Consider the following 24,756-nt stretch of genomic DNA (forward strand, 5'->3'; position numbering starts at 1 on the left):
GTCTGGCAGTAGGCCGTCAAACTGACTGGAGGGGTTAGTTCCAGGTACCATACCGTTTCTTCACCATAATGAAGATCGGCGGACACCCATGGGGCACGTGCGACTTTGGGCAAGGGCGATATAAGTCCAAACTTGTGTCCAATCAATGACAAATCTCGCATCTGCGAATTTTTTTTATTCATTGAACAAAGGGGGTCAAATCACATAGAATCATTGAACGATGAGCACGATTTCGCCCCTGAATGCCCTGCTGAATCTGCCTTTTCAGGCCTTTCCATCCGTGGAGGGCCCGCTGAGCGGCTATACGCTCGCCGTCAAGGATATCTTCGACGTGGCCGGTTTGCCGACGCAATGCGGCAATCCGGCGAAAAATCACGAATCAGCCGCAAGTATTACCGCGCCGTCGGTGCAGAAACTGCTGGATTCCGGCGCCCGTTTCATCGGCAAGACGCAGACGGACGAACTGGCGTTTTCGCTGATGGGGCAGAACAGCCACTACCCCTTTCCGGTCAACCCGAGGGCACCGGACCGGGTAACCGGCGGATCGTCGTCCGGTTCCGCCTCGGCCGTGGCCGGCGGGCTGGCCGACATCGCCACCGGATCGGACACCGGCGGCTCGATCCGCGCGCCGGCGAGCTTCTGCGGACTGATCGGCCTGCGCACCACCCACGGCCGCATATCGCTTGCCGGCACAATGCCGCTTGCCCCCTCGCTCGACACGTTCGGCTGGTTCGCCCGCGACAGGGACCTCTACGAAAAGGTCGGCGCGGTCCTGCTTGGACCGGATGCAGAGGATTTCAAGCTCAACCGCCCGCTGTTCATCCCGCTGCTTGAGCATTATCTGCTCGGCGAGGCCGAAGACGCCGCCTTCCGCGCCATGTACCGGCACGTCGCCGCCCATCTCGGCCACGCCAAATCCGCCCGCCAGTCGACGGCTTCCATGGACGATCTCTATCTGTGCTTCCGGCAGATCCAGGGCTTCGAGGCCTGGGCCAGCCATGGCGCCTGGATATCGGCAGGAGATCGCCAGCTTGGCCCCGGCGTCAAGGATCGCTTCGACTATGGTTCGGCCATCGATACGCAGACCTATGAGGCACAGACCCGGCGGCGCGATCTCTTCCGCCGCGAACTTGCCGATGTGCTTGGGGATGACGGCGTCATGGTCCTGCCGACCGTTCCGGGTGCCGCGCCCATGGTCAGCTCGCCCTTCGACGAACTGCAGACCTACCGGGAACGCGCCCTGCACCTGCTCTGCCTGTCCGTCCTTTCGGGCTTTCCGCAGATCACCTTGCCGCTCGGCGCGGTGCACGGCGCACCCTTCGGCATTTCCTTGCTTGGCCCCAAGGGCAGCGACAGCGCCCTCATCCGGCTTGGCAGCGCCATCCTGTCCGCCGCGGAAGGAACCCACTGACATGGACACACTCACCCGGATGCGGGCCTATATCGATGTGGTGGAGGCGGAAGGGTTTTCCGCCGCAGCCCGGAAGATCGGCCGCTCCAAGGCGCTGTTGTCCAAGTATGTGCGGGAGCTGGAGGACGAGCTCGGCGCGCTGCTGCTCAACCGCACCACCCGGCAGTTCTCGTTGACCGAAGCCGGGCACACCTATTACCAGCGCGCCAGCGAAATCCTGCGCGAGGTGGAAAGCCTGCAGGAAACGGTGCGCGAATCGAGCAGCGACATCAAAGGCCGCATCAAGATATCGGCGCCGCGCACCTTCGCCGATGCGGATATCGGCCAATGCCTGATCGACTTCTGCATCGCGCAGCCGGATATCATTCTCGACGTGCGCCTGGATGATCGGTTCGTCGACCTGGTCGAGGAGGGTTTCGATCTTGCCATCCGCATCACCCGGCTGCAGGATTCCTCGCTCATCGCCAAGCGCATCGCCCCCTTCGGCACGCTGCTGTGCGCCTCTCCCGATCTGATCGAGCGGGTCGGGCGTCCGACCCGCCCCGAACAGCTGGCGTCCCTGCCCTGCATCATCGATACCAACAACCGCTCGCGCAACAACTGGCAGTTTCTCAACGACAGCGGCCCGACGATTTCAGTTCAGGTATCCGGCCAGATGGAAATCAACAGCCCGCTTTCCACCCGCCGCGCCGTGCTGGCCGGGCTGGGGTTCGGCTCCATGCCGGATTTCATCGCCAGGCCGGATATCGAAAGCGGCAGGCTGGTCAGTGTGCTCGAGGACTTTTCGCTGCGCGATGGCGGAATTTATGCGGTTTACCCGCATCGCCGCTATCTTCCGGCCAAAGTGCGCGTGCTTGTTGACTATCTGGCAAAATGGTTCAAGGACAACCGCAGGGCGTGAATATGTTATATCGTCCCAATTTCGACACGTTCGGAATGTCCTTTGCGCTCATGTTACAGGCGGAATAATGCACCAAAGATTCGCGATTTTCATCGCAACCCTCGCAGCAGGCATGATGATCGCCTCACCGGCGTATGTGCACCCGCATGTCTTCGCCGAAGCGCGCCTCGACGTCACCATCAATCCCGACGGAACCGTGCAGAAACTCGGCCATGTCTGGCGTTTCGACGATCTCTTTTCCAGCACCGTCCTCGTCGAATTCGACAAGAACGGCGACCTGAAGCTGGACGAGAAGGAACTGACCGACCTTGCAAACACGATCAACGCGTCGATTTCCGAATTCGACTATTTCCAGACCGTAACGCTCGACAACAAGAAGGTCGTCATGGCGCCGCCGGAGCATCTGATCGCTGATTTCCAGAACAACCAGCTGCTGATCATCTTCGAGAGCAAGCCGAAGCAGCCGCTGAAGCTCGGCAAGGTCACGAGTTTCGGCGTCTATGATCCGACGTTCTACACCGCGATCGACTACGTCAATGACAGTGATATTCATGTCACCGGCCTGCCCGCCAACTGCAAATCCAAAGTGGTGCGGCCCAATCCGGACGAGGCGCTTGCCGCCAATCAGGCAACGCTAACCGATTCTTTCTTCAACGACCCATCCGGGACCAACATGTCGAAAATCTTCGCGACCAAGCTGGAAATCGACTGCCCGGCAAAAGGATAAGATGATGCGGAAAACAACCCTCGTTTGTGCCTTGATTCTCGCAGCGCTGTTTGGCGGCCACGCATGGGCGCAAACCTCGTCGCTCGGTATCGGCTCGAACGAGGTGGCGATGCAGCCGACCGGGCCTTTCGCTGAAATCATCCTCTGGATCAACATCCAGCAGCGCAATTTCTACCTCGCCATGACCCATGCACTCAAAGCCATGCGCGAGGACCCCTGGCAGGCCTCTGTCCTCGTTGGCCTTTCCTTCCTCTACGGCATCCTGCATGCGGTCGGCCCCGGACACGGCAAGGCGGTGATTTCCTCCTACATGCTCGCCAACGAGACCACGCTGAAGCGCGGCATCCTGTTGTCCTTCGCCTCGTCCATGCTGCAGGCCATCACCGCGCTGTTCATCGTCGGCCTGGCCTGGCTCGTCTTGCGCGGCACCACCGTGTCGATGAACGACGCGGCGCGCTATATGGAGATCGCCAGTTTCGTCCTGATCATCGCCTTTGGCCTGTCGCTGCTCTGGCGCAAGCTGCCGCTCCTGTTCGGCCCGCGCGTCGCCCATCTCATGCCGGAAAAGCACGATCACGGTTCCGTCCTGACCGACCACCACCACGATCATCATCACAGCCATGACGATGATCGTGGTTGCGGGCATGACCATCACGATCATGGCCACCACGATCACAGCCACGCGGCGCATGCGCACGCCCACCACACGCATGATCATCACGATCACCATCATGCGGCGGGCGAGGTCTGCGCCACCTGCGGACATTCCCATGCGCCCGATCCGGCGATGCTCGGCGGCGAGTTCAACTGGAAGACCGCATGGTCGGCCATTGTTGCGGTGGGCCTGCGCCCCTGTTCCGGCGCGCTGATCGTGCTGACATTCTCGCTGCTGAACGGGCTGATGCTCGGCGGCGTGCTCTCGGTCTTCGCCATGGCCTTCGGCACCTTCATCACCGTGGCGGTGCTGGCGACGCTGGCGGTCACGGCCAAGAATGTCGCCTTAAGGATTTCCGGCGGCGGCGCGCTTTCAACCCGGGTTCAGAACACCATCGAAGTCGGCGGTGCGCTGTTCATCGTGCTGGTCGGCGTGCTGCTGCTGACGGCGGCGCTGCGTTTTTAACGGAAAGGCTCTAGTCCTTGCGGCGCTGGCTCCTGCCGCGCAACCAGAACACCAGAAAAAAACCGACCACAAAGACAGCGGCGAAAACGCCCGCCAGCACCGGCGAGCGGGCACCCAGCGCGATCATCATGTTGGGCATGTAGAACGCGGCAAACCCGAAACCAAGCATGATACAGGCTGCGGCGATGGCAGCATTGCGGCTTTTGGGATCACTCACGGTCATTGTCTTTCCTGGGGCACAACTGTCGCAGCCTTTTTAGCCCCGTTGCGCCCGAACGCAAGCTCTAACCCGCGCGCAAATCCTCAAGCCGGCTGATCTGCATGCCTTGTGCATCGAAATTATCCGGCGACAGCCATGCCTGATAGGCGGCTTTCAGCGCCGGCCATTCGCTGTCGATGATCGAATACCATGCGGTGTCGCGATTCTCACCCTTCTGCACCATGTGCTGGCGGAAAACGCCCTCGAAGGTGAAGCCGAAACGCTCGGCCGCCCGCTTGGACGGCTCATTGGCATTGTTGCATTTCCATTCGTAGCGGCGATAGCCGAGCGTATCGAAGATATAGGAAGCGAAGAGATACTGCGCCTCGGTGGCCGCCGGTTTGCGCGAGATCAGCGGTCCCCAGTAGATGTTGCCGATCTCGATGACGCCGAATGTCGGGTCGATCCGCATCAGGGTCTGCCGACCGGCCACCGCACCGGAGGCCTTGTCGATGACGGCAAAGAACAGCGGGTCCTTGCTGGCCGAAACCTTTTCCAACCACGCGTCGAATGCCGGGCGGTCGCCCGCCGGCGTTTCGAACAGATAGCGGAAACGGTCGGCCGCATCCGCAACGCTCGATGCCTCGTAAAGCCCGTCGCCATGCCTAGCGGCATCCAGCGGCTCCAGAGTGACGTATCGCCCCTCGATGGCTTCGCGGGCGGGCAGAGGGCGCGGTGTCCAGTCTTTGAGATCAGTCATACTAGCGGACCTGTTTTGCATATGAGTATTTGACTCCATACAATCGGAACCGCACAAAGCAGAAGACATAAATTGTATGTGAGACAAGATAATGCTGCGTACCATCTCCGGTTTCGACCGTATCGGTGAAGAAAATGCCTTCGCTGTTCTCGCCCGCGCCACAGCCCTCGCCGCACAGGGCAAAGACATCATCAATCTCGGCATCGGCCAGCCGGATTTCAAAACACCCGGCCATATCGTCGAGGCGGCCATCAAGGCGCTCAGGGACGGCCATCACGGCTATACGCCAGCAACCGGACTGCTCGCTGCGCGCGAGGCCGTGGTACGCCGCACGCTGACCACCACGGGCGTGGAAGTCTCGCCGGAGAACGTCATCATCGTTCCCGGCGGCAAGGTCACGATGTTTGCCGCCATCCTGATTTTCGGTGAACCCGGCGCGGAAATCCTCTACCCCGATCCCGGCTTCCCGATCTATCGCTCGATGATCGAATTCACCGGTGCCACCCCGGTTCCCGTGCCGATCCGCGAGGAGAACGGCTTTGCCTTCTCCGCTGAGGAGACGCTTGCCCTGATCACACCCAAGACGCGGCTGCTGATCCTCAATTCACCGGCCAATCCGACAGGCGGCGTTACCCCGAAGGCCGAGATTGAAAAGCTGGTCAAGGGGCTGGAAGCGCATCCGCACGTCGCCATCATGTCCGATGAGATCTACGACGTGATGACCTATGACGGCGAGGAACACTGCTCGCTCCTGACCTTCCCGTCGATCCGCGACCGGCTGATCGTGCTCAATGGCTGGTCCAAGACATGGGCAATGACCGGCTGGCGCATGGGCTGGTCGATCTGGCCGGACAGCCTTTATGACAAGGTGCGCAAGCTCGCGGTCAATTGCTGGTCCTGTGTCAACGCTCCCAGCCAATATGCCGGCATCGCCGCCATCGACGGTCCGCAGGACGATGTCGAAAAGATGTGCCGCGCTTTCGACAGCCGCCGCAGGATCGTGGTCGACGGCCTCAACAGCCTGCCCGGCATCAGTTGCGCCACGCCGAAGGGCGCGTTCTATGCCTTCCCCAATATCAAGCAGACGGGATGGCCGGCCAAGCAGCTGGCTGCGGCCTTGCTGGATGAAGCCGGTGTGGCGCTGATCGGCGGCCCCGATTTCGGCATTCTCGGCGAGGGCTATATCCGCCTCTCCTACGCCAATTCGGAGGAAAACATCCTACGTGCCATCGAACGCATCGAACGATTCCTCGCCAGATAGGTTTCAGCCGCGCAGCACGCCGCGATCCACCGATGCGGCTTTAACCAGGGCGAACACCGCCTCGCCCTGTTTCAGCGCAAGCTCGCTCGCCGACTTGCGCGTCAGCCGCGCAACGATGGTCTGTCCGCCAATGTCGAGGGTCAGGTCGCAGTCCGGACCGTCATTGGTCTCCATGCCGGTAATCCGCGCGGGCAGGATATTACGCACGCTGATGGCATCGGGCAATGCCCGCGCAATCGACACATCCCGCGCCCTTATCCGCAGCCGCAGCTTTGTTCCGGCGGCAAAGCCGAGCCTGGCGATCTGGAACGGCTGGCCGCCGATGTCGAGCGATGTCAGTCTGAACGCCTCGTCGCTTGCCGTGACCACGCCCGTCACCAGAGCTCCGGCATCGTCATGGCTACCGAGTCGCAAAAAGATCGCCTCGGCCGGTCCGCTCGCCGTGACCCGGCCGCCTTGCAGCAGCACGATCTCGTCGGCCAGCCGCGCCACCTCGTCGATCTCGTGGCTGACATAAAGGATCGGCAACCCGGTTTCGTCACGCAGGGTTTCGAGGAAAGGCAGGATTTCCTGACGGCGGGCATGATCGAGAGATGACAGCGGCTCGTCCATCAGAAGCAGTGCCGGATTGGACAGAAGCGCCCGCCCGATCGCCACGCGCTGGCGCTCGCCGCCGGACAGCAGTGCCGGTGCGCGCTGCTGCAGATGTTCAAGGCCGAGAAGCGCCACCACCCGGTCATAGGACAGGCCCGCGCTGCGCCGCCCCGCCCAGCGCGCATAGGTCAGGTTGTTCTTGACCGAAAGATGCGGAAACAGCCGCGCATCCTGGAAGACATAGCCGATCCGGCGCTGTTCCGGCGCAAGATGGATACCCCTGGCGCTGTCGAACAGCACGTGATCCCGGATGGCGATCCGGCCCTTGGCCGGGCGCGTCACCCCGGCGATCATTTTCAGCAGCGTCGTCTTGCCGGCACCGGATTCGCCGAACAGCGCGGTGACGCCGCCGCCTGCCGTAAACGCGGCAGCGACGGGGAATGTCCCGACCTGCCCTTCAACGGAAACAATCAGCGTCTCGCTCATGCCCGGCCTCCGCTGAGGCGCCGCTGCAGCCATTCGGATGCCACAACCGCAACGATCGAGATCACCACGGAAACGAGGATCAGGCGCAGCGCGGCCACATCGCCATTCGGGCTCTGCAGCAGCGAATAGATGGCAAGCGACAGGGTCTGCGTTTCACCCGGAATATTGGACACAAAAGTGATCGTCGCGCCGAATTCGCCCAGCGCCTTGGCAAAGCCCAGCACCGCACCGGCGAGAATACCCGGCAGCAGGAGCGGCAGCGTCACTGTCAGGAACACCACGACGCGGCCGGCACCGAGGGAGCGCGCCGCCTCCTCAAGGCCGCGATCAAGGCTTTCAATGGAAAGGCGCATCGGCCGCACCAGGAGGGGAAAGGCCATGACGCCCGCCGCCAGCGCCGCACCGGTCCAGCGGAAGGAAAACGTCAGCCCGAACACGTCATTGAAGAAACCGCCCAGCATGCCGCGCGCGCCGAACCACACCAGCAGGAGATAGCCCGTGACCACTGGCGGAATGACCAGCGGCATGGTGATCAGCGCCTGCAGCAGGCTTTTGCCCCAGAAGGAAAAGCGCGCCAGAATCCAGGCGAAAACGAAGGCAAAGGGCAGAGCGACGAGGATCGCGACCAGCGCGACCCTCAGCGACAGAAGAACGATGGCCCATTCTGTCTCACCCAGCACTGTCAGCCTGCCTTGTCAGATGCGCCGACAAAGCCTTTCGACTTGATGATGTCCTGGCCTTCATCGCTGGCGAGGAAATCGAGGAATGCCTTGCCTTCAACCGAAGGCTCCTTGCCGACCAGCGCGGCCGGATAGAGGATGGGCTTATGGGTCGAACCGGCGAAACGATAGGCTTCGATCAGTTCGGGCGCGGCCGTATGGTCCGAGGCGTAGACGATGGCGGAATTCGCCTCGCCGCGGCGCACGAATTCCAGCGCCGCGCGCACGTTCTCGGTGAAAACGGCGTTCTTGGCGACGTCGTCCCAGACTTTCAATGTTTCCAGTGCGCTCTTGCCATATTTGCCGGCCGGCACGTTGCTGGGATCGCCCATGGCAAAGCGCCCGGCCTTCAGGATGGCCGCTGCATCGCCCTTGTCGGCTTTGGTCAGGATCACCAATGCATTGCCCGCAACGACCCTGCGCGATGGCTTGTCGATGAGATTGCGCTGTTCGAGATAGTCCATCCAGTCGAGATCGGCGGAAATGAAGATGTTCGCAGGCGCGCCCTGCTCGATCTGCTTGGCCAGCACCGACGATGCGGCAAAGGAGGAGGTCACTTTCGTGCCGGTCTTTGCTTCGAACTTCGCAGCCGCCGTTTCGACCACTTCCTTCATGCTTGCAGCCGCAAACACCGTTACCTTCTCGGCGGCAGAGGCACCGTTGACACCCGCCATCGCCGCCAGAACCATAAAGCCCAGAATGAGAATTTTTTTCATGAGGTCCACCCCTGTCCACGAATCCATGGCGGTCTCACACCGGCCATGCATCCAGTTGCATACATAGAGACATGATGGTGGGTCCGAACAAAGCGCGCGCGACCCGGACGCTCTCAAAACCCTTGACGCAATGGCAGCCATCGACACTGCCCTTATGTCCTGACGAACCCTCGGCCCCGAGTCAGAACGCGTCAAACTAGACTGGAGTCGTTTGTCTTGTCGAGAGCAAAACACCCGCCTGTGGGGGCGGGTGTCTTCCAGACCGGTGCGCTCGCCGTTACGCCTGCGGCGCGGGCGTTTTCACATTGGCCACGGTGGCCTCGATATGATCGATGAGATTGTCAGGCAGTTTCAGCCGTCCGGCCAGGAGATCGAGATAGCCGCGTTCCGCGCGGGTCTTGGCCTCGATGGCCAGGCGCGATGCCGTGTAGAGTTCGACTTTCTGTGCATCGGTGGCGGCGGCGGCAACCAGCGCGTCGACGTTGACGGGGGCGTTCAGCTCTGTCGCCAGGAATTCCTGCGTGTCGCTGTTCATGCCGGAAAGCGAGAGCTTTTCGACGATGCGTGCCCGTTCCGCCTCATCCACATGGCCATCGGCGCGGGCAGCGGCAATCATGGCGCGCACCAGCACAAGCGCAAACTCATGCTCGCCCTGCGGCGCCGTTGCCGGATGGAAGCTTGAATCGTCGGGCGGCGGCAGCAGGTCCGGCTCCCCGGCCTTTGCCATTTCGGCCGGTGCATTGCCCGACTGGTAATTCTGATAGGCCTTGTAGGCGAGCCCGGCCACGGCGGCGAGGCCCCCGAGCTTCAGCGCACCGCCGGCGATGTCGCGGCCCGTGCCGGTGCCCAGCAGCACAGCGGCCAGAGCGCCGGCAGCCAGCGGATTGTCCTTGGCCATCTGTGTTGCCTTGCCGGCCGTATCTCGAACGGAGGTTCCAGTTCCGGGAATACTGCTTCCCAGAAAATCATCAAGAATCTTCTTCGGGTCGAACATGCAAATCTCCTCATGGCTGCACGGATGCGTCCCGACCTAGTTAGGGTCGGCATGGCGTCATTGCAATGACAGATGGATTTTTTGTGATCAGGAGCCGATATGGTGCTTTTCGCCGCGCAATTTGGCGAGTTTCACCTGTTTTTGCCGTTCGGCAAAGCGGGCGCGGTCAGCGTCCGTCCGCTCGTGATAGCATTTCGGGCAGGAAATGCCTTCCGCGAACAGCGGGGACAATTTGTCCTCCGGCGCAATCGGATTGCGGCAGGCGTGGCACAGCTCCGCCGCCCCTTCCACCAGGCCATGACCGACCGAGACGCGCTCGTCGAAGACGAAACATTCGCCTTCCCAGCGGCTTTCGGCGGCGGGCACGTCCTCGAGATATTTGAGGATGCCGCCCTTCAGGTGGAACACATCGTCGAAGCCCAGCCCCTTGACGAAGGCCGTCGCCTTCTCGCAGCGGATGCCGCCGGTGCAGAACATGGCGATCTTCTTGCCTTCCAGTTCGCCCCGGTGGTTTTCCACCCATTGCGGGAACTCACGGAACGTCTTTGTCTGCGGATCGACCGCATTGGCAAAGGTGCCGATTGCCGTCTCATAATCATTGCGCGTATCGATGACGATCGTGCCGGGATCGGAAATCAGCGCGTTCCACTCCTGCGCGGGGACATAGGTGCCGACGCTCTGGAGCGGGTCGATATCCTCGACGCCCATGGTGACGATTTCCTTTTTCAGCCGCACCTTCATGCGCTTGAACGGCATTTCGCTCGCGTGGGAAAATTTCAGTTCCATGCCGGCAATGGCCGGCTCCGCTTCGAGGAACGCGACCAGCCTGTCAATGGCTTCGGGCGTGCCGGCCACGGTGCCGTTGATGCCTTCGGCGGCCAGCAGCAGCGTGCCCTTGATGCCCGACCCGCAGCATAGCTGCGCCAGCGGCTCCTGCAACGACTGGTAATGTTCCAGCCGGGCAAAACGGTAGAGTGCTGCCACTTTGAAGGGCAAGTTTGCGGTGTGATCGGTCATGATCCCCTGCAACTACTGCTCCTAAGCGATGATTTCAAGAGATTTGCAGCGTTTACTTATCCATCGCGGCCCAAGGCCCCGGATAATCCCTGGTGAACAGGTACAATTCCCGAGGGACTGAGAATATGTTTTCACAACAGGATATACACGACATCCGTGACGAGGCGCAGCAGGCCGGGATCGAACCGGCGGTGCTGCTGGCCGTCGCCGAGGTGGAAAGCGGCGGCGTCTGCCTTTACCGGATTAATGGGCGCAGCGAACCGCCCATCCGCTTCGAGGGGCACTATTTCGACCAGCGTCTCTCTAACGCGCAGCGGCAGGTCGCCCGCAGCAGGGGTCTTGCCAACCCTGCCGCCGGTGCGGTCCGCAATCCCGCATCGCAGGCGGCGCGCTGGCAGCTGCTGGAGGCAGCCATCGCCATAGACCGGCAGGCGGCGCTTGAATCCGTATCCTGGGGGATAGGCCAGGTCATGGGTGCCCACTGGAAATGCCTTGGCCATGACAGCGTCGAGGCGCTCGCCGCCGAGGCGCGCGCTTGCCTCAAGGGGCAGCTTCGTCTGATGATCCGCTTCATCGGGCACAACAACCTCATGCCCGCCCTGGCACAGCACGACTGGAAGAGGTTTGCCCGCGCCTATAATGGTCCAAAGTTCACACAGAACCGCTATGATGCCAAACTGGCCCTCGCCTGGCGCCGTTTTGCCGCGGCGGAATCTCGCGGCACCACAGCAACCGGTGGACAAAGCGGCCCGGTATGACTAAATCGATTGAACCCATCAACCGCGGAGAGTTTGACATGGCCCAGAAGACCGATTTGCTATTACCCGTTCTGAAGGGCCAGCCGGTTATCCCGGTCATTCTCGTCCACGATGTCGCCCATGCGGCGCCTCTGGCCCGGGCGCTGGCCGCCGGTGGCCTTCCGGCGATCGAGATCACCCTGCGCACGCCCGCCGCGCTCGACGCCATCCGCGCCGTCGCCAATGAGGTGCCCGAGGCCATCGTCGGCGCCGGCACCATTCTCAATGCGCGCCAGTATGAAGAGGCCAGCGCCGCGGGATCGCGTTTCATCGTCAGCCCCGGCGCCACGCCGCAGCTGCTGAAGGCTGCCAGCGCCGGCAAGGTGCCTCTGCTTCCCGGTGCGATCACACCGGCTGAGATCATGGCCCTGCGCGAAGAAGGCTATACCATGCTGAAATTCTTCCCGGCCGAGCAGGCAGGTGGGGCGTCCTTCCTCAAATCTCTGTCGTCACCCTTTGCCGGTATCCAGTTCTGCCCGACCGGCGGCATCGGTGCTGGCAACGCGAAGACCTATCTCGATCTGCCGAACGTCGTCTGCGTCGGCGGTTCCTGGGTTGCCCCGGAAAATCTGGTTCAGGCCGGGAAGTGGGACGACATCACCAAGCTCGCCGCCGAGGCCGCCAAACTGGCAAAAGCATAAAGCGCTATTTTCAAGCAGCATGCCGCTTGGTGCGTGGTTCGACAAGCTCACCATGAGGGAGGGTGAGGATTGCAAGGGGTATATTCTGTAACCATCGCGATTGGCATGTAAACCAAACCACCTCCCTCATGGTGAGCTTGTCGAACCACGCACTGGCAGGATGCAACAGATAGTGGAATTCATGAAAAAGGGCGGCTCCGCAACGGGCCGCCCTTTTGTTTGACCCGCGAACAGGCGATCAGTTGGTTGCGGTGAACTTCGCGATCGACAGGAAGGTCACAGCCTTGCCCGTGAACTTGTTGGTGTCGGCCACCGGCAGCGCCTGCTGGAAGCCTGCCGTATACACCGTCGTCGGCGCAGTGCGCATGGCTTCGTTGCGCAGGACAGCCGGTTCGACGTTCGGCGATGTCTCGGCGACCTGCTGGCTGGACAGCGCCCGGTCCGGCACTTCCGAGGCAACCTGAATGGCCTTGGCGCCCTGGTTCTTGGCCGTCTGGCGGCGCGGCTTCGAGGTCTTGCCCGTGGTGATCACACCGCTGTCGAGCATGGCAACCGGATCGGCCGAACCGCCCGCATCCAGCATGGTGCGGCGCAGCGACGGCTGAGGCTCAGCGGATGCCAGCTGCGTGTTCTGTGTCGGCGCAGGCTTGTTGCGCACGACGCGGCCGCCCGTGGTTGCCGGCACTGTCGGAATGGCCTGGGCCGGCTGGGCCACGGCAACGGCCGGTGCCTTGGCATGGACGGCATCGGACTGCTTGATGATCGTTTCCAGATCTTCGTTCGGAACCGGAATGACATCATGTTCCGACGCAGCGGCGACCTGTGCCTGCGCAGGCGGCATGGCCGGGCGCGGGTTCGGCACGACCGATGCCACCATCATGTCGGTGCGCTTGGGACCGGACTGCGGCTTGTCGAAGGGAACGGGAACCAGCGCGTTGACCATTTCCGGCTGGGCCGGTGCGGGCTCATTGGCCGGGGTGTTCACATTGGCGGCGATCATGTCACGGATCGCACCGGCGCTGTCGGTCGGACGCGGCGTCGGCAGGGCTGCGACAACGGTCGACTGATCCTCGGCGAGCGCGTTCAGTGTGGCCGGGGCGCCCGCTTCAGGCGTCGGCGCATAATCCGGACGGCGCAGCGGCACGGGAACGGCAAAGGCGAGCGCGGCATTGTCTTCCGGCGAGGCTTCGACCGGCGTTTCAGGCCGCGGCGCTGTCAAAGGCGCAGGCGCATTGCGGGTCGGCAGAGCCGGTGCAGCGGCCGCCGCCGGCGCTGCTGCAGGGGCGGACTGTCCGACCGCCACGCCCGGCAACGATGTTGCACCGCCGCCCTCGTCATCATCCGATGCAGCCGGCCGTGCGACACGGGCTACGCCGCGCGACGGGGTCGGCGCGGAGGCCACGGCGACGCTGCCTTCGCTGGAATCCTCCTCGTCGTCGGCACCGCCGCCGCCAAAGAGCATGCCGAACAGGGTCTTGCCGCGACGGCCGGAGCTGGAGGAATTGCTGGCAACCTGAACGGAACCGCCGCTGCGCTTGCGCGATTCGTAGGCGGCAACGGCCTGTTCATAGCCGGGCAGCGGCTTGCCATCCGCGGGGATGTGCATCGTCTTGCCATCGGGGAACACGGCCAGCAGTTCGCGGCGGCTCATGCGCGGCCACATGCGGACATTGCCCACGTCCGTGTGGACGAAAGGCGAGCCGGATGTCGGGTAATAGCCGACGCCGCCAGCCTGGAACTTCAGCGCGGTCACGCGCAGGGTCGAGAGTTTCACGCCGGGAAGATACCAGTCCATCGCCTTCCCCAGCATGTGCTGGCTTTTCTGGGCGACGCCGCGGCTGCGCGAGCGCAACATCGAATTGGTAGCCGGAGAGCGGTAGGCGGAAACCACGTGGATATAATCGGAGCCGCCGACAGCCTGATAAACCTGCCAGACCAGATCGAACAGGCGGGGATCCATGTTCGTCGGTTCGTTGCGGCGCCAGTCGCGCAGGAAGCGGTTGAGCTTGTTCAGGCCGTCCTGCTGATAGCGTCCATTCTTCTTGAACGTGATTTCCGCACGTTCCTTCGTATGGATGAAATAGAGCTTGAGCGTGCGTGTCTCAGCGGAAGCCTGTGCCGATGCAAACAGCATCGAGCCGAAGACCATGAGGAACACAAACCAGCTGGCGCGTACAAAAGAACCTGCCGTCGATTTGCCGTTCTGTGCATGAATCATGTTTGACAATGTCGTCCCAACCTTGACCGTTTTTTCCAGTCCCCGAATATCTGGATTATCCGATTTAATGGTTAATGGTCACTTATTGAAGAACAAATACGTTGAGAGCATGGCAAAAACCCAGACGCGAAAAGCTGATTCAAGACATGGTCAACGGGTGGTTAACAGCACCATTAAGACCTTTTGGCGTGAGAATCCACCCTTCTTAGGTCTTACACACGCACGTTTTGTAAACGCGGAATACGCAACTGGAACAATCGCCAATGGACTTTTAAGCTTTCGCTCGCCGAAACTATCCCTCATGATTCGCGTTTGAACAAGCGCTTGATTGCCAAAAAACGGTGCCAAAATGAAATTCGAAATCACGAACCACATGCCTTCCGGAAAGTCTGGCGCTGCCGCCGCCAAGGCGGAACAGACCGCTCTCGGCGTCCTGCCCGAGTGGAACCTTGCCGATCTCTATCCCTCGGCGGACAGCACCGAACTCAAGACGGACCTGCAAAAGGCCGATGAACTTGCCGTGCTCTTCGCCAGTCGCTGGAAGGGCAATCTGGCCGCAGAAGCCGCCAAGCCAATGGGCGGCACCTTTGCCGAAGCGATCCGCGAATTCGAAGCGCTGGAAGAACTGATCGGCAAGATCGTCTCCTATGCCGGGCTGGTCTATGCGGGCGATACTTCCGATCCGAAGCGCGCCAAGCTCTATGGCGACATCCAGGAAAAGATGACCAATGCCAGCGCACACCTGATCTTCTTCAGTCTCGAACTCAACCGCATCGACGATGCGGTGATCGAGAAGGCGATGGACGGCAATCCCGCCATCGGCCATTACCGGCCCTGGCTGGTCGACCTGCGCAAGGACAAGCCCTACCAGCTCGATGACAAGATCGAACAGCTGTTCCACGAGAAATCAATCACCGGGCGCGGCGCCTGGAACCGCCTGTTCGACGAAACCATGACGGCACTGCGGTTTGATGTCGACGGCGAGGACCTTGCACTCGAACCGACGCTCAACATGCTGCAGCATGCCGACGGAGCCGTGCGCAAGAAGGCATCCGACGCCCTGGCGAAGACATTCAAGGACAATCTGCGCACCTTCACGCTGATCACCAATACCCTGGCCAAGGACAAGGAAATCTCCGATCGCTGGCGCGGTTTCCAGGATATTGCCGACAGCCGCCATCTGGCCAACCGCGTCGAGCGGGAGGTGGTGGATGCGCTGGCCGAGGCTGTACAGGCGGCCTATCCGCGCCTTTCGCACCGCTATTACGCGCTGAAGGCCAAGTGGCTCGGCCTTGATTACCTCAACAACTGGGACCGCAACGCACCCTTGCCGGAGACGCCGCAGGCAGTGATCCCGTGGACCGAGGCCAGGGATACCGTGCTGTCTGCCTATAACGGCTTTGCCCCGGAAATGGCCGATATCGCCCGCGCCTTCTTCGACAGGAACTGGATCGATGCGCCCACGCGCCCCGGCAAGTCGCCGGGCGCCTTCGCCCATCCGACCGTGCCTTCGGTCCATCCCTACGTGCTGCTCAACTACATGGGCAAGCCGCGTGACGTGATGACCCTTGCCCACGAACTCGGCCATGGCGTGCATCAGGTTCTGGCCGGCGATCAGGGTGCGCTGATGGCCTCAACACCGCTGACGCTCGCCGAAACCGCTTCCGTCTTCGGTGAAATGCTGACCTTCCGCTCGCTGCTGGAAAAAACCAGAGACAAGCGCGAACGCAAGGCCATGCTGGCGCAGAAGGCCGAGGACATGATCAACACGGTCGTGCGCCAGATCGCCTTCTACCTGTTCGAACGCCGGGTGCACACCGAGCGCGCCAATGGCGAACTGACCTCCGACCGCATCGGCGAGATCTGGCTGGATGTGCAGAAGGAAAGCCTCGGACCGGCGATCCGCTTCGGCCCCGGCTACGAAACATTCTGGACCTATATTCCGCATTTCATCCATTCGCCGTTCTACGTCTACGCCTATGCCTTCGGCGATTGCCTGGTGAATTCGCTGTATGCGGTCTACCAGAATGCCGATGCGGGTTTTCAGCAAAAATATTTCGACATGCTGAAGGCCGGCGGCACAAAACACCATTCGGAGCTGCTGGCGCCGTTCGGCCTCGATGCCACCGACCCGGCATTCTGGCAGAAGGGCCTTTTCGTCATCGAAGGCATCATCGACGAGCTGGAGGCGATGGACAACGCCGAATGAGTGCGCCTACCCACACGTCCCCCGCCCACACGCCCTATGACGGTTCGGCGCAGCCCTTCACCATCGGGCTGCACCAGCTGGACCTGAAGGACTGGATCGAGATTGACGGCAATCTCGTTCCCTACCTCAGGGAAAAGCGACGGCTGTTCGGGCTGCATGCGGCGAAGATTTTCGTCGAGGAGCCGGGAACCGGCGACGCGCAAAGGGAAGTACTCGACCTCTTGAGCGCGCATCTCGCCGAGCACTATCCCGCGCTTTACCGCCGGAACGGCGGGACCATCGCGGTTACCGGCTGGGACGAACAGGTTCCGCTCGGCGATGCCGGTTCGCCCTTTCTGCATCGCGCCGCCAATCTCGTGCAGGAAGACCTCGTCCTGATGCGCAAGGACGAACGGCGCGGCTGGCATCTGGCGGCGGCATCGCTGTCCTTCCCCTCCTCCTGGACCCTTCTGGAAAAGTTCGGTCGCTCCATGGAGGACATCCATGCGCCGGTGCCGGATTTCGGCGCGGGCACCCGCAATGCGGGCTTGATCAGCCGCATGTTCGACAATCTGCGGCCGGACCGTTCGGTCTATCGCATGAACTGGTCGTTGCAGCCGGACGGCGACCTCTACCACCCATTGTCGAGCCAGCAGAAGGGCGCACGCTATACGGACGCGGACATCGTTGCCCAGAGCTTTGTCCGCGTCGAACGCCAGACCCTGCGCAAACTGCCGGCATCCGGCGACATTCTCTTCACCATCCGCATTCATCTCGATCCGGTGAGTGCCTTGAAAAAACACCCGCAATGCCGCGGCGTGGCCGAAGCCTTTGCCCATCAGCTCCAGTCGCTGAGCGAGGCGCAGGCGCATTACAAAGGCATCATGGCTGTCCGTGACAGGCTTGTCGCGGCTTTAAAGTCGCTTTGAAGCATTTCAATTAACAGTAGTTGCGGTTTTCACCCCTTTTGGGTGAACGGTTGTTTGCTCTTTGTCATCACTATGCTCTATGGTTTCTTTGAAGCGGTGAAATAACCGCTGCCCTCATTGATGGAGATTAAAAAATTAGGAGTAGCAAAAAAATGACGAAGGCGAATTGGCCTGTACATGGAGAAATTACTGGTCCGATCGTGATGATCGGTTTCGGGTCCATCGGACGGGGTACCCTGCCCCTCATAGAGCGCCACTTCAAATTCGATAAGTCCCGCCTGGTCGTCATCGACCCGAGTGATGCCAACAAGAAACTGCTCGACGAGCGTGGCATCCGCTTCATTCAGGAAGCCGTTACCAAGGAAAATTACAAGACGCTGTTGAAGCCGTTGCTGACTGCAGGCGATGGCCAGGGTTTTTGCGTCAATCTGTCCGTCGATACATCGTCGGTCGATATCATGCGCCTGTGCCGCAAGCTCGGCTCGCTCTACATCGACACGGTCATCGAGCCATGGGCCGGATTTTACAATGCGGGCGGCGACAACGCGAAACGCACCAATTATGCGCTGCGCGAAACGCTGCTGGCGGAAAAGCGCCGCAAGCCCGGCGGCACCACGGCCGTCTCCTGCAGCGGTGCCAATCCCGGCATGGTGTCGTGGTTCGTAAAACAGGCGGTTGTCAATCTCGCCAAGGATCTGGGTATCGAGCACACCGAACCGGCGCGCAATGACCGCGACGGTTGGGCGCGCCTGATGCGCCAGACCGGCATCAAGGGCATTCACATTGCCGAACGCGACACCCAGCGCGCGGGCGAACCGAAGCCGTTCGGCGTGTTCTGGAACACCTGGTCGGTGGACGGCTTCATTTCCGAAGGCCTGCAGCCGGCGGAACTGGGCTGGGGCACGCATGAAAAATGGCTGCCCAAGAACGCCCGCAAGCAGAAGAAGGGCAACAAGGCCGCGATTTTCCTCGAACAGCCCGGCGCCGATACCCGTATCCGCACCTGGTGTCCGACCGAAGGACCGCAGTTCGGCCTGCTGGTGACGCACAATGAGGCGATCTCGATTGCCGACTTCTTCACCGTGTTCGACAAGAAGGGCAAGGCTGCCTACCGGCCGACCTGCCATTACGCCTATCATCCGTCCAACGTGGCAACGCTGTCGCTTGACGAAATGTTCGGCGCTGCCGGCCAGCCGCAGGCAATCCACCACGTTCTGGAGGAATCCGAGATCGTCGATGGTGCGGATGAGCTCGGTGTCCTGCTCTATGGCCACGACAAGAACGCCTACTGGTACGGCTCGCAGCTGACCATCGAGGAAGCCCGCAAACTGGCGCCTTACCAGAACGCCACCGGTCTTCAGGTCAGTTCGGCTGTTCTCTCGGGCATGGTCTGGGCGCTGGAAAATCCGGAAGCCGGGATTGTCGAAACCGACGAGATCGACTTCCGCCGCTGCCTTGAAATCCAGAAGCCCTATCTCGGGCCGCTCAAGGGGCACTATACCGACTGGACGCCGCTGGAAAACCGTCCTGGCTTCTTCAAGGAAGACATCGACACCAGCGACCCCTGGCAGTTCCGCAACATTCTCGTGCATTGATCAAAAACGGCAACCCAAGGGTTGCCGTTTTCATATCCGCTGCGTGGCTGCGGTGCGTGGTTCGACAAGCTCACCATGAGGGAGGTTGGCGCTGTATTGCTAATCGCAAAAGTTGCAGAGTATACCCCCTGCAATCCTCCACTTCCCTCATGGTGAGCTTGTCGAACCACGCATGGTTGTTCTGCAACGCTCTTCTCCCTTGCCACGCCCGCTTTCGCGTCTGGCTGTTGAGAAGGTGGGAAAGACGGGCGGTCCATCGGGAGCGCTGAGGTCTTTGGTTGGTGTTGCGGTTGTTGCGATCCCTTGGACCACCCGCCCCGGCAATCGGTCTTGCCCAATATCGCACGATTGGACTGAACCTCCCCCGCCCAGGGGTTCTCCCACAGGCCGAAGCGCCGATCCTTTCCCGACTTTCGAAAGTTTCCGGAAGCATTCCCGCCGGAAAGGACACGAGAAGAATAAGCGCGGATGGGAAGTGTTGGATAAGTTTCAGGCCAGAGGGGGTGAACACCGATCTGACATGAGCGCCCGCCAACGGACAACATGGCAGTTTTGCGGAAGCCACACGCGGCGAAACTCTGCGGCTTATTAAACTTATGTCTTGTTTTTGCTTGGTTTTCACGGCATTTAAAAGGGCAACCCATCAGGAGATTGATCGGATGAAACGTATTTCACTGGCCTTCAGCGCAGCGACCATGGCAGTGGCACTTGCTGCTTGCCAGACCAGCGGCCCCATTCACGACAGCGGACCGGTGCAGGCTTCCCGCCCGACCGACGCCGTGCAGGGCCAATGGTTTGATACATCGGGCGTTGCCTTCTCGAATTTCAACGGCGGCGTTTTCGAGACCCGCGCCAATGACACCAAGGAAAAACTGGCTGAAGGCAGCTACCGCTTTGCCTCCGCCAGCCTCATCGAGATCAACCTGCGTTCGCTTGCCCGCGGCACGCAGTCCAAGGTCAATTGCGCCCTCGTCAATCCCGGCCAGTTGAACTGCACCTCCTCCAGCGGCCAGCAGTTCTCGCTGACACGCCGCGGCGGCCAGACAGGCTGACACCATCGCCGGCCCGCGCAGGCAGCTGCGCCGGCCGGTTCTGCCTTTACCCTGAGCGGCAAAAACCGCCGCTCTTCCCTTGCATGCCACGCCAAGGAATGAAAGCATCGGCGCATCTGTCACACGGATGCCAACGACCGGTGACAGCATCAGGCGATCGCAACAGGGGAACAGTTCATGTCAAAAATCCTCGCCAGAATTCTGCTCGGCACCTCGGCCCTCGTCATGACCGCCGGTGCGGCCATGGCCGACTACACGCTCACCATTCTGCACATCAACGATTTTCACTCGCGCCAGGAATCGATCAACAAATATGATTCGACCTGCTCCGCCGAAGAGGAGAGCAAGAACGAGTGCTTTGGCGGCATTGCCCGCGTAAAAGCCAAGATTGACGAGCGCCGCGCCGCCCTCTCCAAGGATGGCGGCAATGTCATCGTGCTCAATGCAGGCGACGAATTCCAAGGCTCGCTGTTCTATACGACCTATAAGGGCGACGACACCGCCGAATTCATGAACGGCATCGGTTATGATGTCATGGCCCTCGGCAACCATGAATTCGATGATGGCGTCGACACGCTGGCAAAATTCCTCGGCAAGGTGAAATTCCCTGTCATCTCGGCCAACACCATCGCCGCTGACGGCTCGCCCATCGCCGGCAAGTACAAGCCCTATGTCATCAAGGACATCGGCGGCCAGAAGATCGGCATCGTGTCGGCCATCACCACCGACACGGCGGATATTTCAACGCCCGGACCGACGGTCAAGTTCGCTGATGAGATCGAGACCCTGAAAAAGCAGGTCGAGGCGCTGAAGGCCGAGGGCGTCAACAAGATCATCGCGCTCAACCATGACGGCTATGTCAAGGACAAGCAGATCGCCGCCAGTGTTGCCGGGATCAGCGTGATTGTCGGCGGGCACAGCCATACCCTGCTGTCGAACACCGATCCGCAGGCACTTGGACCCTACCCGACCCTCGTCAAGGGGCCATCCGGCCGCGATGTGCCAATCGTCCAGGCGAAATCCTATTCCAAATATCTGGGCGAGCTGAAGGTGACCTTCGACGATGACGGCAATGTCATCAGGAGCGAGGGCGCGCCGATCCTGCTCGATTCCTCCGTGGTGCCTGATCCCGCCTATCTCGCGCGGGTCAAGGAACTGGCCAAGCCGATCGAAGCCTTGAAAGCCCAAAAGGTGGCCGAATCCACCGGTGTCATCGAAGCGGCCCGCGAAGTTTGCCGGGTGGTCGAATGCTCCATGGGCAATCTCGTCGCCGACGCCATGCTCGACCGGGTCAAGGATCAGGGCATGACCATCGCCATCATCAATGGCGGCGGTCTGCGCGCATCCATCGATGCCGGGGATGTGACCATGGGCGAAGTCCTGACGGTGCTGCCATTCCAGAACACGCTGTCGACCTTCCAGCTCAAGGGGGCCGACGTCGTGGCCGCGCTGGAAAACGGCGTCAGCCAGATCGATCAGGGTGCGGGCCGCTTCGCGCAGGTTTCCGGCCTCAAATACGCATTCGATGTGTCGAAACCCGTCGGCCAGCGCGTTTCCGCCGTGGAGGTGCGCGACGGCAGCGGCTGGAAACCGATTGACACGGCCGCCACCTACGGCGTCGTCTCCAACAATTACATGCGCGCGGGCGGCGACGGCTACAAGATTTTCGCCAGCAATGCCCAGAACGCCTATGATTACGGCCCCGGCCTTGAAGCCGTGGTATCGGATTATCTCGCCAAGAACACGCCCTACAAGCCCTATACGGACGGGCGCATAACCGTTCTGGCCGCAGCGGCCACACCAGCCGCAGCGGACCCGGCACCGCCCGCCAAGCCTGCGGCGCAAACAGCAGCACCGGCACCCGCTGCCGCTGCCGCCCCATCGACCTATACGATCAAGCGCGGTGACAATTTCTGGAATATTGCCAAGCAGGTCTACGGCAAGGGTTCGGACTGGAAAAAGCTGGCGGCAGCCAATCCGCGGATGATTGCCGGCAAACTGCCCATCGGCGGCGCCATGACAATCCCGCCGAAGTAATCCCCTAGGACAAACGGTCCCAGGTCTGTTATTTCGACCCGGTGCAACTTGAATGTTGTACCGGGTTCTTTCATAGCAGCCAGGGTTTTCCCCGCCGGATTGCGATTTACCCCATTTTGCTGCGTCTTTTCGCGCCCTTGCAATCCCGGTTCCCGCCACTAGGTTCCAACCGCAAAGCAGGAGTTGAAAGAGATGGTGATGTCTGGTGAGGTTGGTGTGGCAATGAGCAAGCCCGGCGACCATCCGCGCATCGAAACCTCGAAAGTCGGCGTGCTTCTGGTCAATCTGGGCACGCCTGACGGCACGGATGTCACCTCCATGCGGCGCTACCTCAAGGAATTCCTGTCGGACAAGCGCGTGATCGAATGGCCGCGCGCCATCTGGCTGCCGGTGCTGTATGGCATCGTGCTCAACACCCGCCCGAAAAAATCCGGCGCGCTCTATGACAAGATCTGGAACCGCGAGCGCAATGAATCGCCGCTGCGCACCTATACCCGCGCGCAAAGCGAAAAGCTGGCTGCAAGCCTCGCCGCCCATCCCGATGTGATCGTCGACTGGGGCATGCGCTACGGACAGCCCTCCATCGAAGAGGCGCTGGAACGGCTCGACAGGCAGGGCTGCAAGCGCATCGTCATGTTCCCGCTCTATCCGCAATATTCGGCAACGACCACGGCGACGGTCAACGATAAATTCTTCGAGGCGCTTACCAAGATGCGCTTCATGCCCGCCACCCGCACCGTCCCCTCCTATCAGGACGAGGCTGTCTATATCGAAGCGCTTGCTGTCTCCATCGAGAAGCATTTTGCGACATTGGATTTTGAGCCGGAGGTGGTGGTTGCCTCCTATCACGGCATCCCGCAAAGCTATTTCAAGCGCGGTGACCCCTACCCCTGCCATTGCTGGAAGACCACGCGCCTGCTGCGCGAGCGGCTTGGCTGGGACGAGAAGAAGCTGATCACCTGTTTCCAGTCCCGCTTCGGCCCGGAAGAGTGGATGCAGCCCTATACGGACAAGACGATGGAAAAGCTCGCTGCGGACGGCGTAAAATCCGTTGCCGTGTTCAATCCGGGTTTCGTCGCGGACTGCCTGGAAACGCTGGAGGAAATCGCCGTTGAAGCCGGCAACACCTTCCGCGAGCATGGCGGCATCAACTTCACCCATATCCCCTGCCTGAATGATTCCGAGGAAGGCATGCGGGTAATCGAAGAGCTGGTGCGGCGCGAATTGCAGGGCTGGATCTGAGCCGACGGAACGCCTGTATAATTCCCGGCTTAAGCCTTTCTGAGATCAAGACTTTGGTCTATCTTGGCCTCATCCATATAGAGGATGATGATGCGAGATGACATTGATCCTGATGTCAGGCAAGGGGGAGTACAATGCCGTTCAGCGGTTTCGATTTTACCATTCCGGTGCTGGTTCTTCTGGTTCTGGTGGTGCTGTTTGCGGGCGTCAAGACCGTGCCGCAGGGCTACAATTACACCATCGAGCGTTTTGGCAAGTATACCCGTACCCTCGCACCCGGCCTTAATCTCATCGTTCCGTTCTTCGACCGTATCGGCGCCAAGCTGAACATGATGGAACAGGTGCTTGACGTGCCGACGCAGGAGGTCATCACCAAGGACAACGCCAATATTGCCGTCGACGGCATCGCCTTCTACCAGATCCTGAATGCACCGCAGGCCGCCTACCAGGTCAGCGGGTTGAAGAACGCCATTCTCAACCTCACCATGACCAATATCCGCACGGTCATGGGCTCGATGGATCTCGACGAGCTCCTGTCCAATCGCGACGCGATCAACGACCGCCTGCTGCGGGTGGTGGATGAGGCCGCCCATTCCTGGGGCATCAAGATGACCCGTGTTGAAATCAAGGACATCAATCCGCCAAAGGACCTGATCGATTCCATGGCGCGCCAGATGAAGGCGGAACGCGACAAGCGCGCGCTGGTCCTGGAGGCCGAAGGCAACCGCGCCGCGCAGATCCTGCGCGCCGAAGGCCTGAAGCAGGCGCAGATTCTCGAAGCGGAGGGCAAGCGTGAAGCCGCCTACCGCGAGGCCGAAGGCCGCGAACGCCTCGCGCAGGCCGAAGCCAAGGCGACCGAACTCGTGTCCGCCGCGATCAACGCGGGCAGCGTGCAGGCCATCAACTACTTCGTCGCGCAGAAATACACCGAGGCTTTTGGCAAGTTTGCGACCAGCAACAACCAGAAGCTGATCCTGATGCCGATGGAGGCCTCGTCACTGGTGGGCACGCTCGGCGGCATCGGCGCAATCGCCAGGGAAGTATTCGGCGATGCGGCGCAGACGGAACGGACATCGCCCCCGGCACAGCCGGGGCGCGGGCGCACCGTTCCCGGCACGGGCGGCGGGACCGGCTCGGCGACCTGACGCATCG

At 61.1% G+C, this 24,756-nt stretch carries 22 protein-coding genes; 14 read left to right on the forward strand and 8 right to left on the reverse strand.

Annotation, left to right across the window (positions count from 1 at the left end):
• Positions 1-220 precede the first annotated feature (220 nt).
• The 4 genes from ACP7B1_RS19190 (at position 221) to ACP7B1_RS19205 (ending at position 4,159) form a co-directional block, all read left to right on the forward strand.
• Positions 221-1,411 carry an amidase gene (locus ACP7B1_RS19190; RefSeq protein WP_346307196.1) on the forward strand — a complete coding sequence of 397 codons (1,191 nt, stop codon included), beginning with the start codon at positions 221-223 and terminating at the stop codon, positions 1,409-1,411.
• Between the two features lies 1 nt (position 1,412).
• Complete coding sequence (locus tag ACP7B1_RS19195; RefSeq protein WP_346307197.1) at positions 1,413-2,312, forward strand: LysR family transcriptional regulator; 900 nt, start codon at positions 1,413-1,415, stop codon at positions 2,310-2,312.
• Between the two features lie 112 nt (positions 2,313-2,424).
• On the forward strand, positions 2,425-3,039 hold the full coding sequence (locus ACP7B1_RS19200; protein WP_346307210.1) for a DUF1007 family protein: 615 nt from the start codon (positions 2,425-2,427) through the stop codon (positions 3,037-3,039).
• A gap of 4 nt (positions 3,040-3,043) precedes the next feature.
• Complete coding sequence (locus ACP7B1_RS19205; protein WP_346307198.1) at positions 3,044-4,159, forward strand: nickel/cobalt transporter; 1,116 nt, start codon at positions 3,044-3,046, stop codon at positions 4,157-4,159.
• A 10-nt stretch (positions 4,160-4,169) separates the two neighbouring features.
• On the opposite strand, the gene ACP7B1_RS19210 is transcribed toward ACP7B1_RS19205, so the two are convergent.
• Together ACP7B1_RS19210 and ACP7B1_RS19215 are read right to left on the reverse strand one after the other, a co-directional pair.
• Positions 4,170-4,382, reverse strand: a complete 213-nt coding sequence (locus tag ACP7B1_RS19210; RefSeq protein ID WP_403184110.1) for a hypothetical protein — start codon at positions 4,380-4,382, stop codon at positions 4,170-4,172.
• Positions 4,383-4,443: 61 nt separating this feature from the next.
• Positions 4,444-5,118, reverse strand: coding sequence for a GNAT family protein (locus ACP7B1_RS19215; protein ID WP_346307199.1), 675 nt, complete (start codon positions 5,116-5,118; stop codon positions 4,444-4,446).
• A gap of 91 nt (positions 5,119-5,209) precedes the next feature.
• Here ACP7B1_RS19215 and ACP7B1_RS19220 point away from each other — a divergent pair, with 91 nt between their 5' ends.
• Entirely contained in the window at positions 5,210-6,379 is a 1,170-nt protein-coding gene (locus tag ACP7B1_RS19220; RefSeq protein WP_346307200.1) for a pyridoxal phosphate-dependent aminotransferase, read from the forward strand.
• Positions 6,380-6,382: 3 nt separating this feature from the next.
• Here ACP7B1_RS19220 and modC read toward each other — a convergent pair whose 3' ends face one another.
• The 5 genes from modC to ACP7B1_RS19245 form a co-directional block, all read right to left on the reverse strand.
• Positions 6,383-7,459 (reverse strand): molybdenum ABC transporter ATP-binding protein, encoded by a 1,077-nt coding sequence (gene modC, locus ACP7B1_RS19225; protein ID WP_346307201.1) that lies wholly within the window; start codon positions 7,457-7,459, stop codon positions 6,383-6,385.
• Entirely contained in the window at positions 7,456-8,145 is a 690-nt protein-coding gene (gene modB / locus ACP7B1_RS19230; protein WP_426137202.1) for a molybdate ABC transporter permease subunit, read from the reverse strand. Before modB ends, modC begins: the two co-directional genes overlap by 4 nt.
• Positions 8,142-8,894, reverse strand: a complete 753-nt coding sequence (gene modA / locus ACP7B1_RS19235) for a molybdate ABC transporter substrate-binding protein (protein WP_346307202.1) — start codon at positions 8,892-8,894, stop codon at positions 8,142-8,144. The genes modB and modA overlap by 4 nt, the downstream gene beginning before the upstream one ends.
• Positions 8,895-9,171: 277 nt before the next feature.
• Entirely contained in the window at positions 9,172-9,888 is a 717-nt protein-coding gene (locus tag ACP7B1_RS19240; protein ID WP_346307203.1) for a tellurite resistance TerB family protein, read from the reverse strand.
• 87 nt (positions 9,889-9,975) lie between these two features.
• Positions 9,976-10,905: a rhodanese-related sulfurtransferase gene (locus ACP7B1_RS19245; RefSeq protein WP_346307204.1), complete on the reverse strand. Its 930-nt coding sequence runs from the start codon at positions 10,903-10,905 to the stop codon at positions 9,976-9,978.
• A 125-nt stretch (positions 10,906-11,030) separates the two neighbouring features.
• Here ACP7B1_RS19245 and ACP7B1_RS19250 point away from each other — a divergent pair, with 125 nt between their 5' ends.
• Complete coding sequence (locus tag ACP7B1_RS19250) at positions 11,031-11,663, forward strand: N-acetylmuramidase family protein (protein WP_346307205.1); 633 nt, start codon at positions 11,031-11,033, stop codon at positions 11,661-11,663.
• 38 nt (positions 11,664-11,701) lie between these two features.
• Positions 11,702-12,343, forward strand: coding sequence for a 2-dehydro-3-deoxy-phosphogluconate aldolase (locus tag ACP7B1_RS19255; RefSeq protein ID WP_346307206.1), 642 nt, complete (start codon positions 11,702-11,704; stop codon positions 12,341-12,343).
• A 238-nt stretch (positions 12,344-12,581) separates the two neighbouring features.
• Here ACP7B1_RS19255 and ACP7B1_RS19260 read toward each other — a convergent pair whose 3' ends face one another.
• On the reverse strand, positions 12,582-14,477 hold the full coding sequence (locus tag ACP7B1_RS19260; RefSeq protein WP_403184225.1) for a DUF882 domain-containing protein: 1,896 nt from the start codon (positions 14,475-14,477) through the stop codon (positions 12,582-12,584).
• 457 nt (positions 14,478-14,934) lie between these two features.
• On the opposite strand from ACP7B1_RS19260, the gene ACP7B1_RS19265 reads away from it, so the two are divergent.
• The 7 genes from ACP7B1_RS19265 (at position 14,935) to ACP7B1_RS19295 (ending at position 24,749) form a co-directional block, all read left to right on the forward strand.
• Positions 14,935-16,770, forward strand: coding sequence for a M3 family oligoendopeptidase (locus ACP7B1_RS19265; RefSeq protein WP_346307578.1), 1,836 nt, complete (start codon positions 14,935-14,937; stop codon positions 16,768-16,770).
• The gene (locus ACP7B1_RS19270) at positions 16,767-17,678 is read left to right on the forward strand and encodes a DUF3445 domain-containing protein (RefSeq protein WP_346307576.1); all 912 of its coding nucleotides are present in this window, start codon (positions 16,767-16,769) and stop codon (positions 17,676-17,678) included. The genes ACP7B1_RS19265 and ACP7B1_RS19270 overlap by 4 nt, the downstream gene beginning before the upstream one ends.
• Before the next feature lie 152 nt (positions 17,679-17,830).
• Positions 17,831-19,273, forward strand: a complete 1,443-nt coding sequence (locus ACP7B1_RS19275) for a homospermidine synthase (RefSeq protein ID WP_426137189.1) — start codon at positions 17,831-17,833, stop codon at positions 19,271-19,273.
• 659 nt (positions 19,274-19,932) lie between these two features.
• The gene (locus ACP7B1_RS19280; RefSeq protein WP_223615976.1) at positions 19,933-20,325 is read left to right on the forward strand and encodes a hypothetical protein; all 393 of its coding nucleotides are present in this window, start codon (positions 19,933-19,935) and stop codon (positions 20,323-20,325) included.
• A gap of 177 nt (positions 20,326-20,502) precedes the next feature.
• Positions 20,503-22,362: a 5'-nucleotidase C-terminal domain-containing protein gene (locus ACP7B1_RS19285; RefSeq protein WP_346306413.1), complete on the forward strand. Its 1,860-nt coding sequence runs from the start codon at positions 20,503-20,505 to the stop codon at positions 22,360-22,362.
• Positions 22,363-22,560: 198 nt separating this feature from the next.
• Positions 22,561-23,604: a ferrochelatase gene (hemH, locus tag ACP7B1_RS19290; RefSeq protein ID WP_426137190.1), complete on the forward strand. Its 1,044-nt coding sequence runs from the start codon at positions 22,561-22,563 to the stop codon at positions 23,602-23,604.
• Positions 23,605-23,738: 134 nt separating this feature from the next.
• Positions 23,739-24,749 (forward strand): SPFH domain-containing protein, encoded by a 1,011-nt coding sequence (locus ACP7B1_RS19295; protein ID WP_346306411.1) that lies wholly within the window; start codon positions 23,739-23,741, stop codon positions 24,747-24,749.
• Positions 24,750-24,756 lie beyond the last annotated feature (7 nt).

Source organism: Phyllobacterium sp. SL163, assembly GCF_049896885.1.
Lineage (GTDB): Bacteria > Pseudomonadota > Alphaproteobacteria > Rhizobiales > Rhizobiaceae > Phyllobacterium > Phyllobacterium calauticae.

Coding starts and splice junctions, on each gene's coding strand:
- ACP7B1_RS19275 (WP_426137189.1), top strand. CDS start 17,831: ATGACGAAGGCGAATTGGCCTGTACATGGAGAAATTACTGGTCCGATC.
- ACP7B1_RS19260 (WP_403184225.1), bottom strand. CDS start 14,477: ATGCTGTTTGCATCGGCACAGGCTTCCGCTGAGACACGCACGCTCAAG.
- ACP7B1_RS19285 (WP_346306413.1), top strand. CDS start 20,503: ATGTCAAAAATCCTCGCCAGAATTCTGCTCGGCACCTCGGCCCTCGTC.
- ACP7B1_RS19195 (WP_346307197.1), top strand. CDS start 1,413: ATGGACACACTCACCCGGATGCGGGCCTATATCGATGTGGTGGAGGCG.
- ACP7B1_RS19255 (WP_346307206.1), top strand. CDS start 11,702: ATGGCCCAGAAGACCGATTTGCTATTACCCGTTCTGAAGGGCCAGCCG.
- ACP7B1_RS19240 (WP_346307203.1), bottom strand. CDS start 9,888: ATGTTCGACCCGAAGAAGATTCTTGATGATTTTCTGGGAAGCAGTATT.
- ACP7B1_RS19205 (WP_346307198.1), top strand. CDS start 3,044: ATGCGGAAAACAACCCTCGTTTGTGCCTTGATTCTCGCAGCGCTGTTT.
- modA (WP_346307202.1), bottom strand. CDS start 8,894: ATGAAAAAAATTCTCATTCTGGGCTTTATGGTTCTGGCGGCGATGGCG.
- ACP7B1_RS19265 (WP_346307578.1), top strand. CDS start 14,935: ATGCCTTCCGGAAAGTCTGGCGCTGCCGCCGCCAAGGCGGAACAGACC.
- ACP7B1_RS19295 (WP_346306411.1), top strand. CDS start 23,739: ATGCCGTTCAGCGGTTTCGATTTTACCATTCCGGTGCTGGTTCTTCTG.
- ACP7B1_RS19200 (WP_346307210.1), top strand. CDS start 2,425: ATGATGATCGCCTCACCGGCGTATGTGCACCCGCATGTCTTCGCCGAA.
- ACP7B1_RS19210 (WP_403184110.1), bottom strand. CDS start 4,382: ATGACCGTGAGTGATCCCAAAAGCCGCAATGCTGCCATCGCCGCAGCC.
- ACP7B1_RS19270 (WP_346307576.1), top strand. CDS start 16,767: ATGAGTGCGCCTACCCACACGTCCCCCGCCCACACGCCCTATGACGGT.
- ACP7B1_RS19220 (WP_346307200.1), top strand. CDS start 5,210: ATGCTGCGTACCATCTCCGGTTTCGACCGTATCGGTGAAGAAAATGCC.
- ACP7B1_RS19250 (WP_346307205.1), top strand. CDS start 11,031: ATGTTTTCACAACAGGATATACACGACATCCGTGACGAGGCGCAGCAG.
- ACP7B1_RS19190 (WP_346307196.1), top strand. CDS start 221: ATGAGCACGATTTCGCCCCTGAATGCCCTGCTGAATCTGCCTTTTCAG.
- ACP7B1_RS19245 (WP_346307204.1), bottom strand. CDS start 10,905: ATGACCGATCACACCGCAAACTTGCCCTTCAAAGTGGCAGCACTCTAC.
- ACP7B1_RS19280 (WP_223615976.1), top strand. CDS start 19,933: ATGAAACGTATTTCACTGGCCTTCAGCGCAGCGACCATGGCAGTGGCA.
- ACP7B1_RS19215 (WP_346307199.1), bottom strand. CDS start 5,118: ATGACTGATCTCAAAGACTGGACACCGCGCCCTCTGCCCGCCCGCGAA.
- modC (WP_346307201.1), bottom strand. CDS start 7,459: ATGAGCGAGACGCTGATTGTTTCCGTTGAAGGGCAGGTCGGGACATTC.
- hemH (WP_426137190.1), top strand. CDS start 22,561: ATGTCTGGTGAGGTTGGTGTGGCAATGAGCAAGCCCGGCGACCATCCG.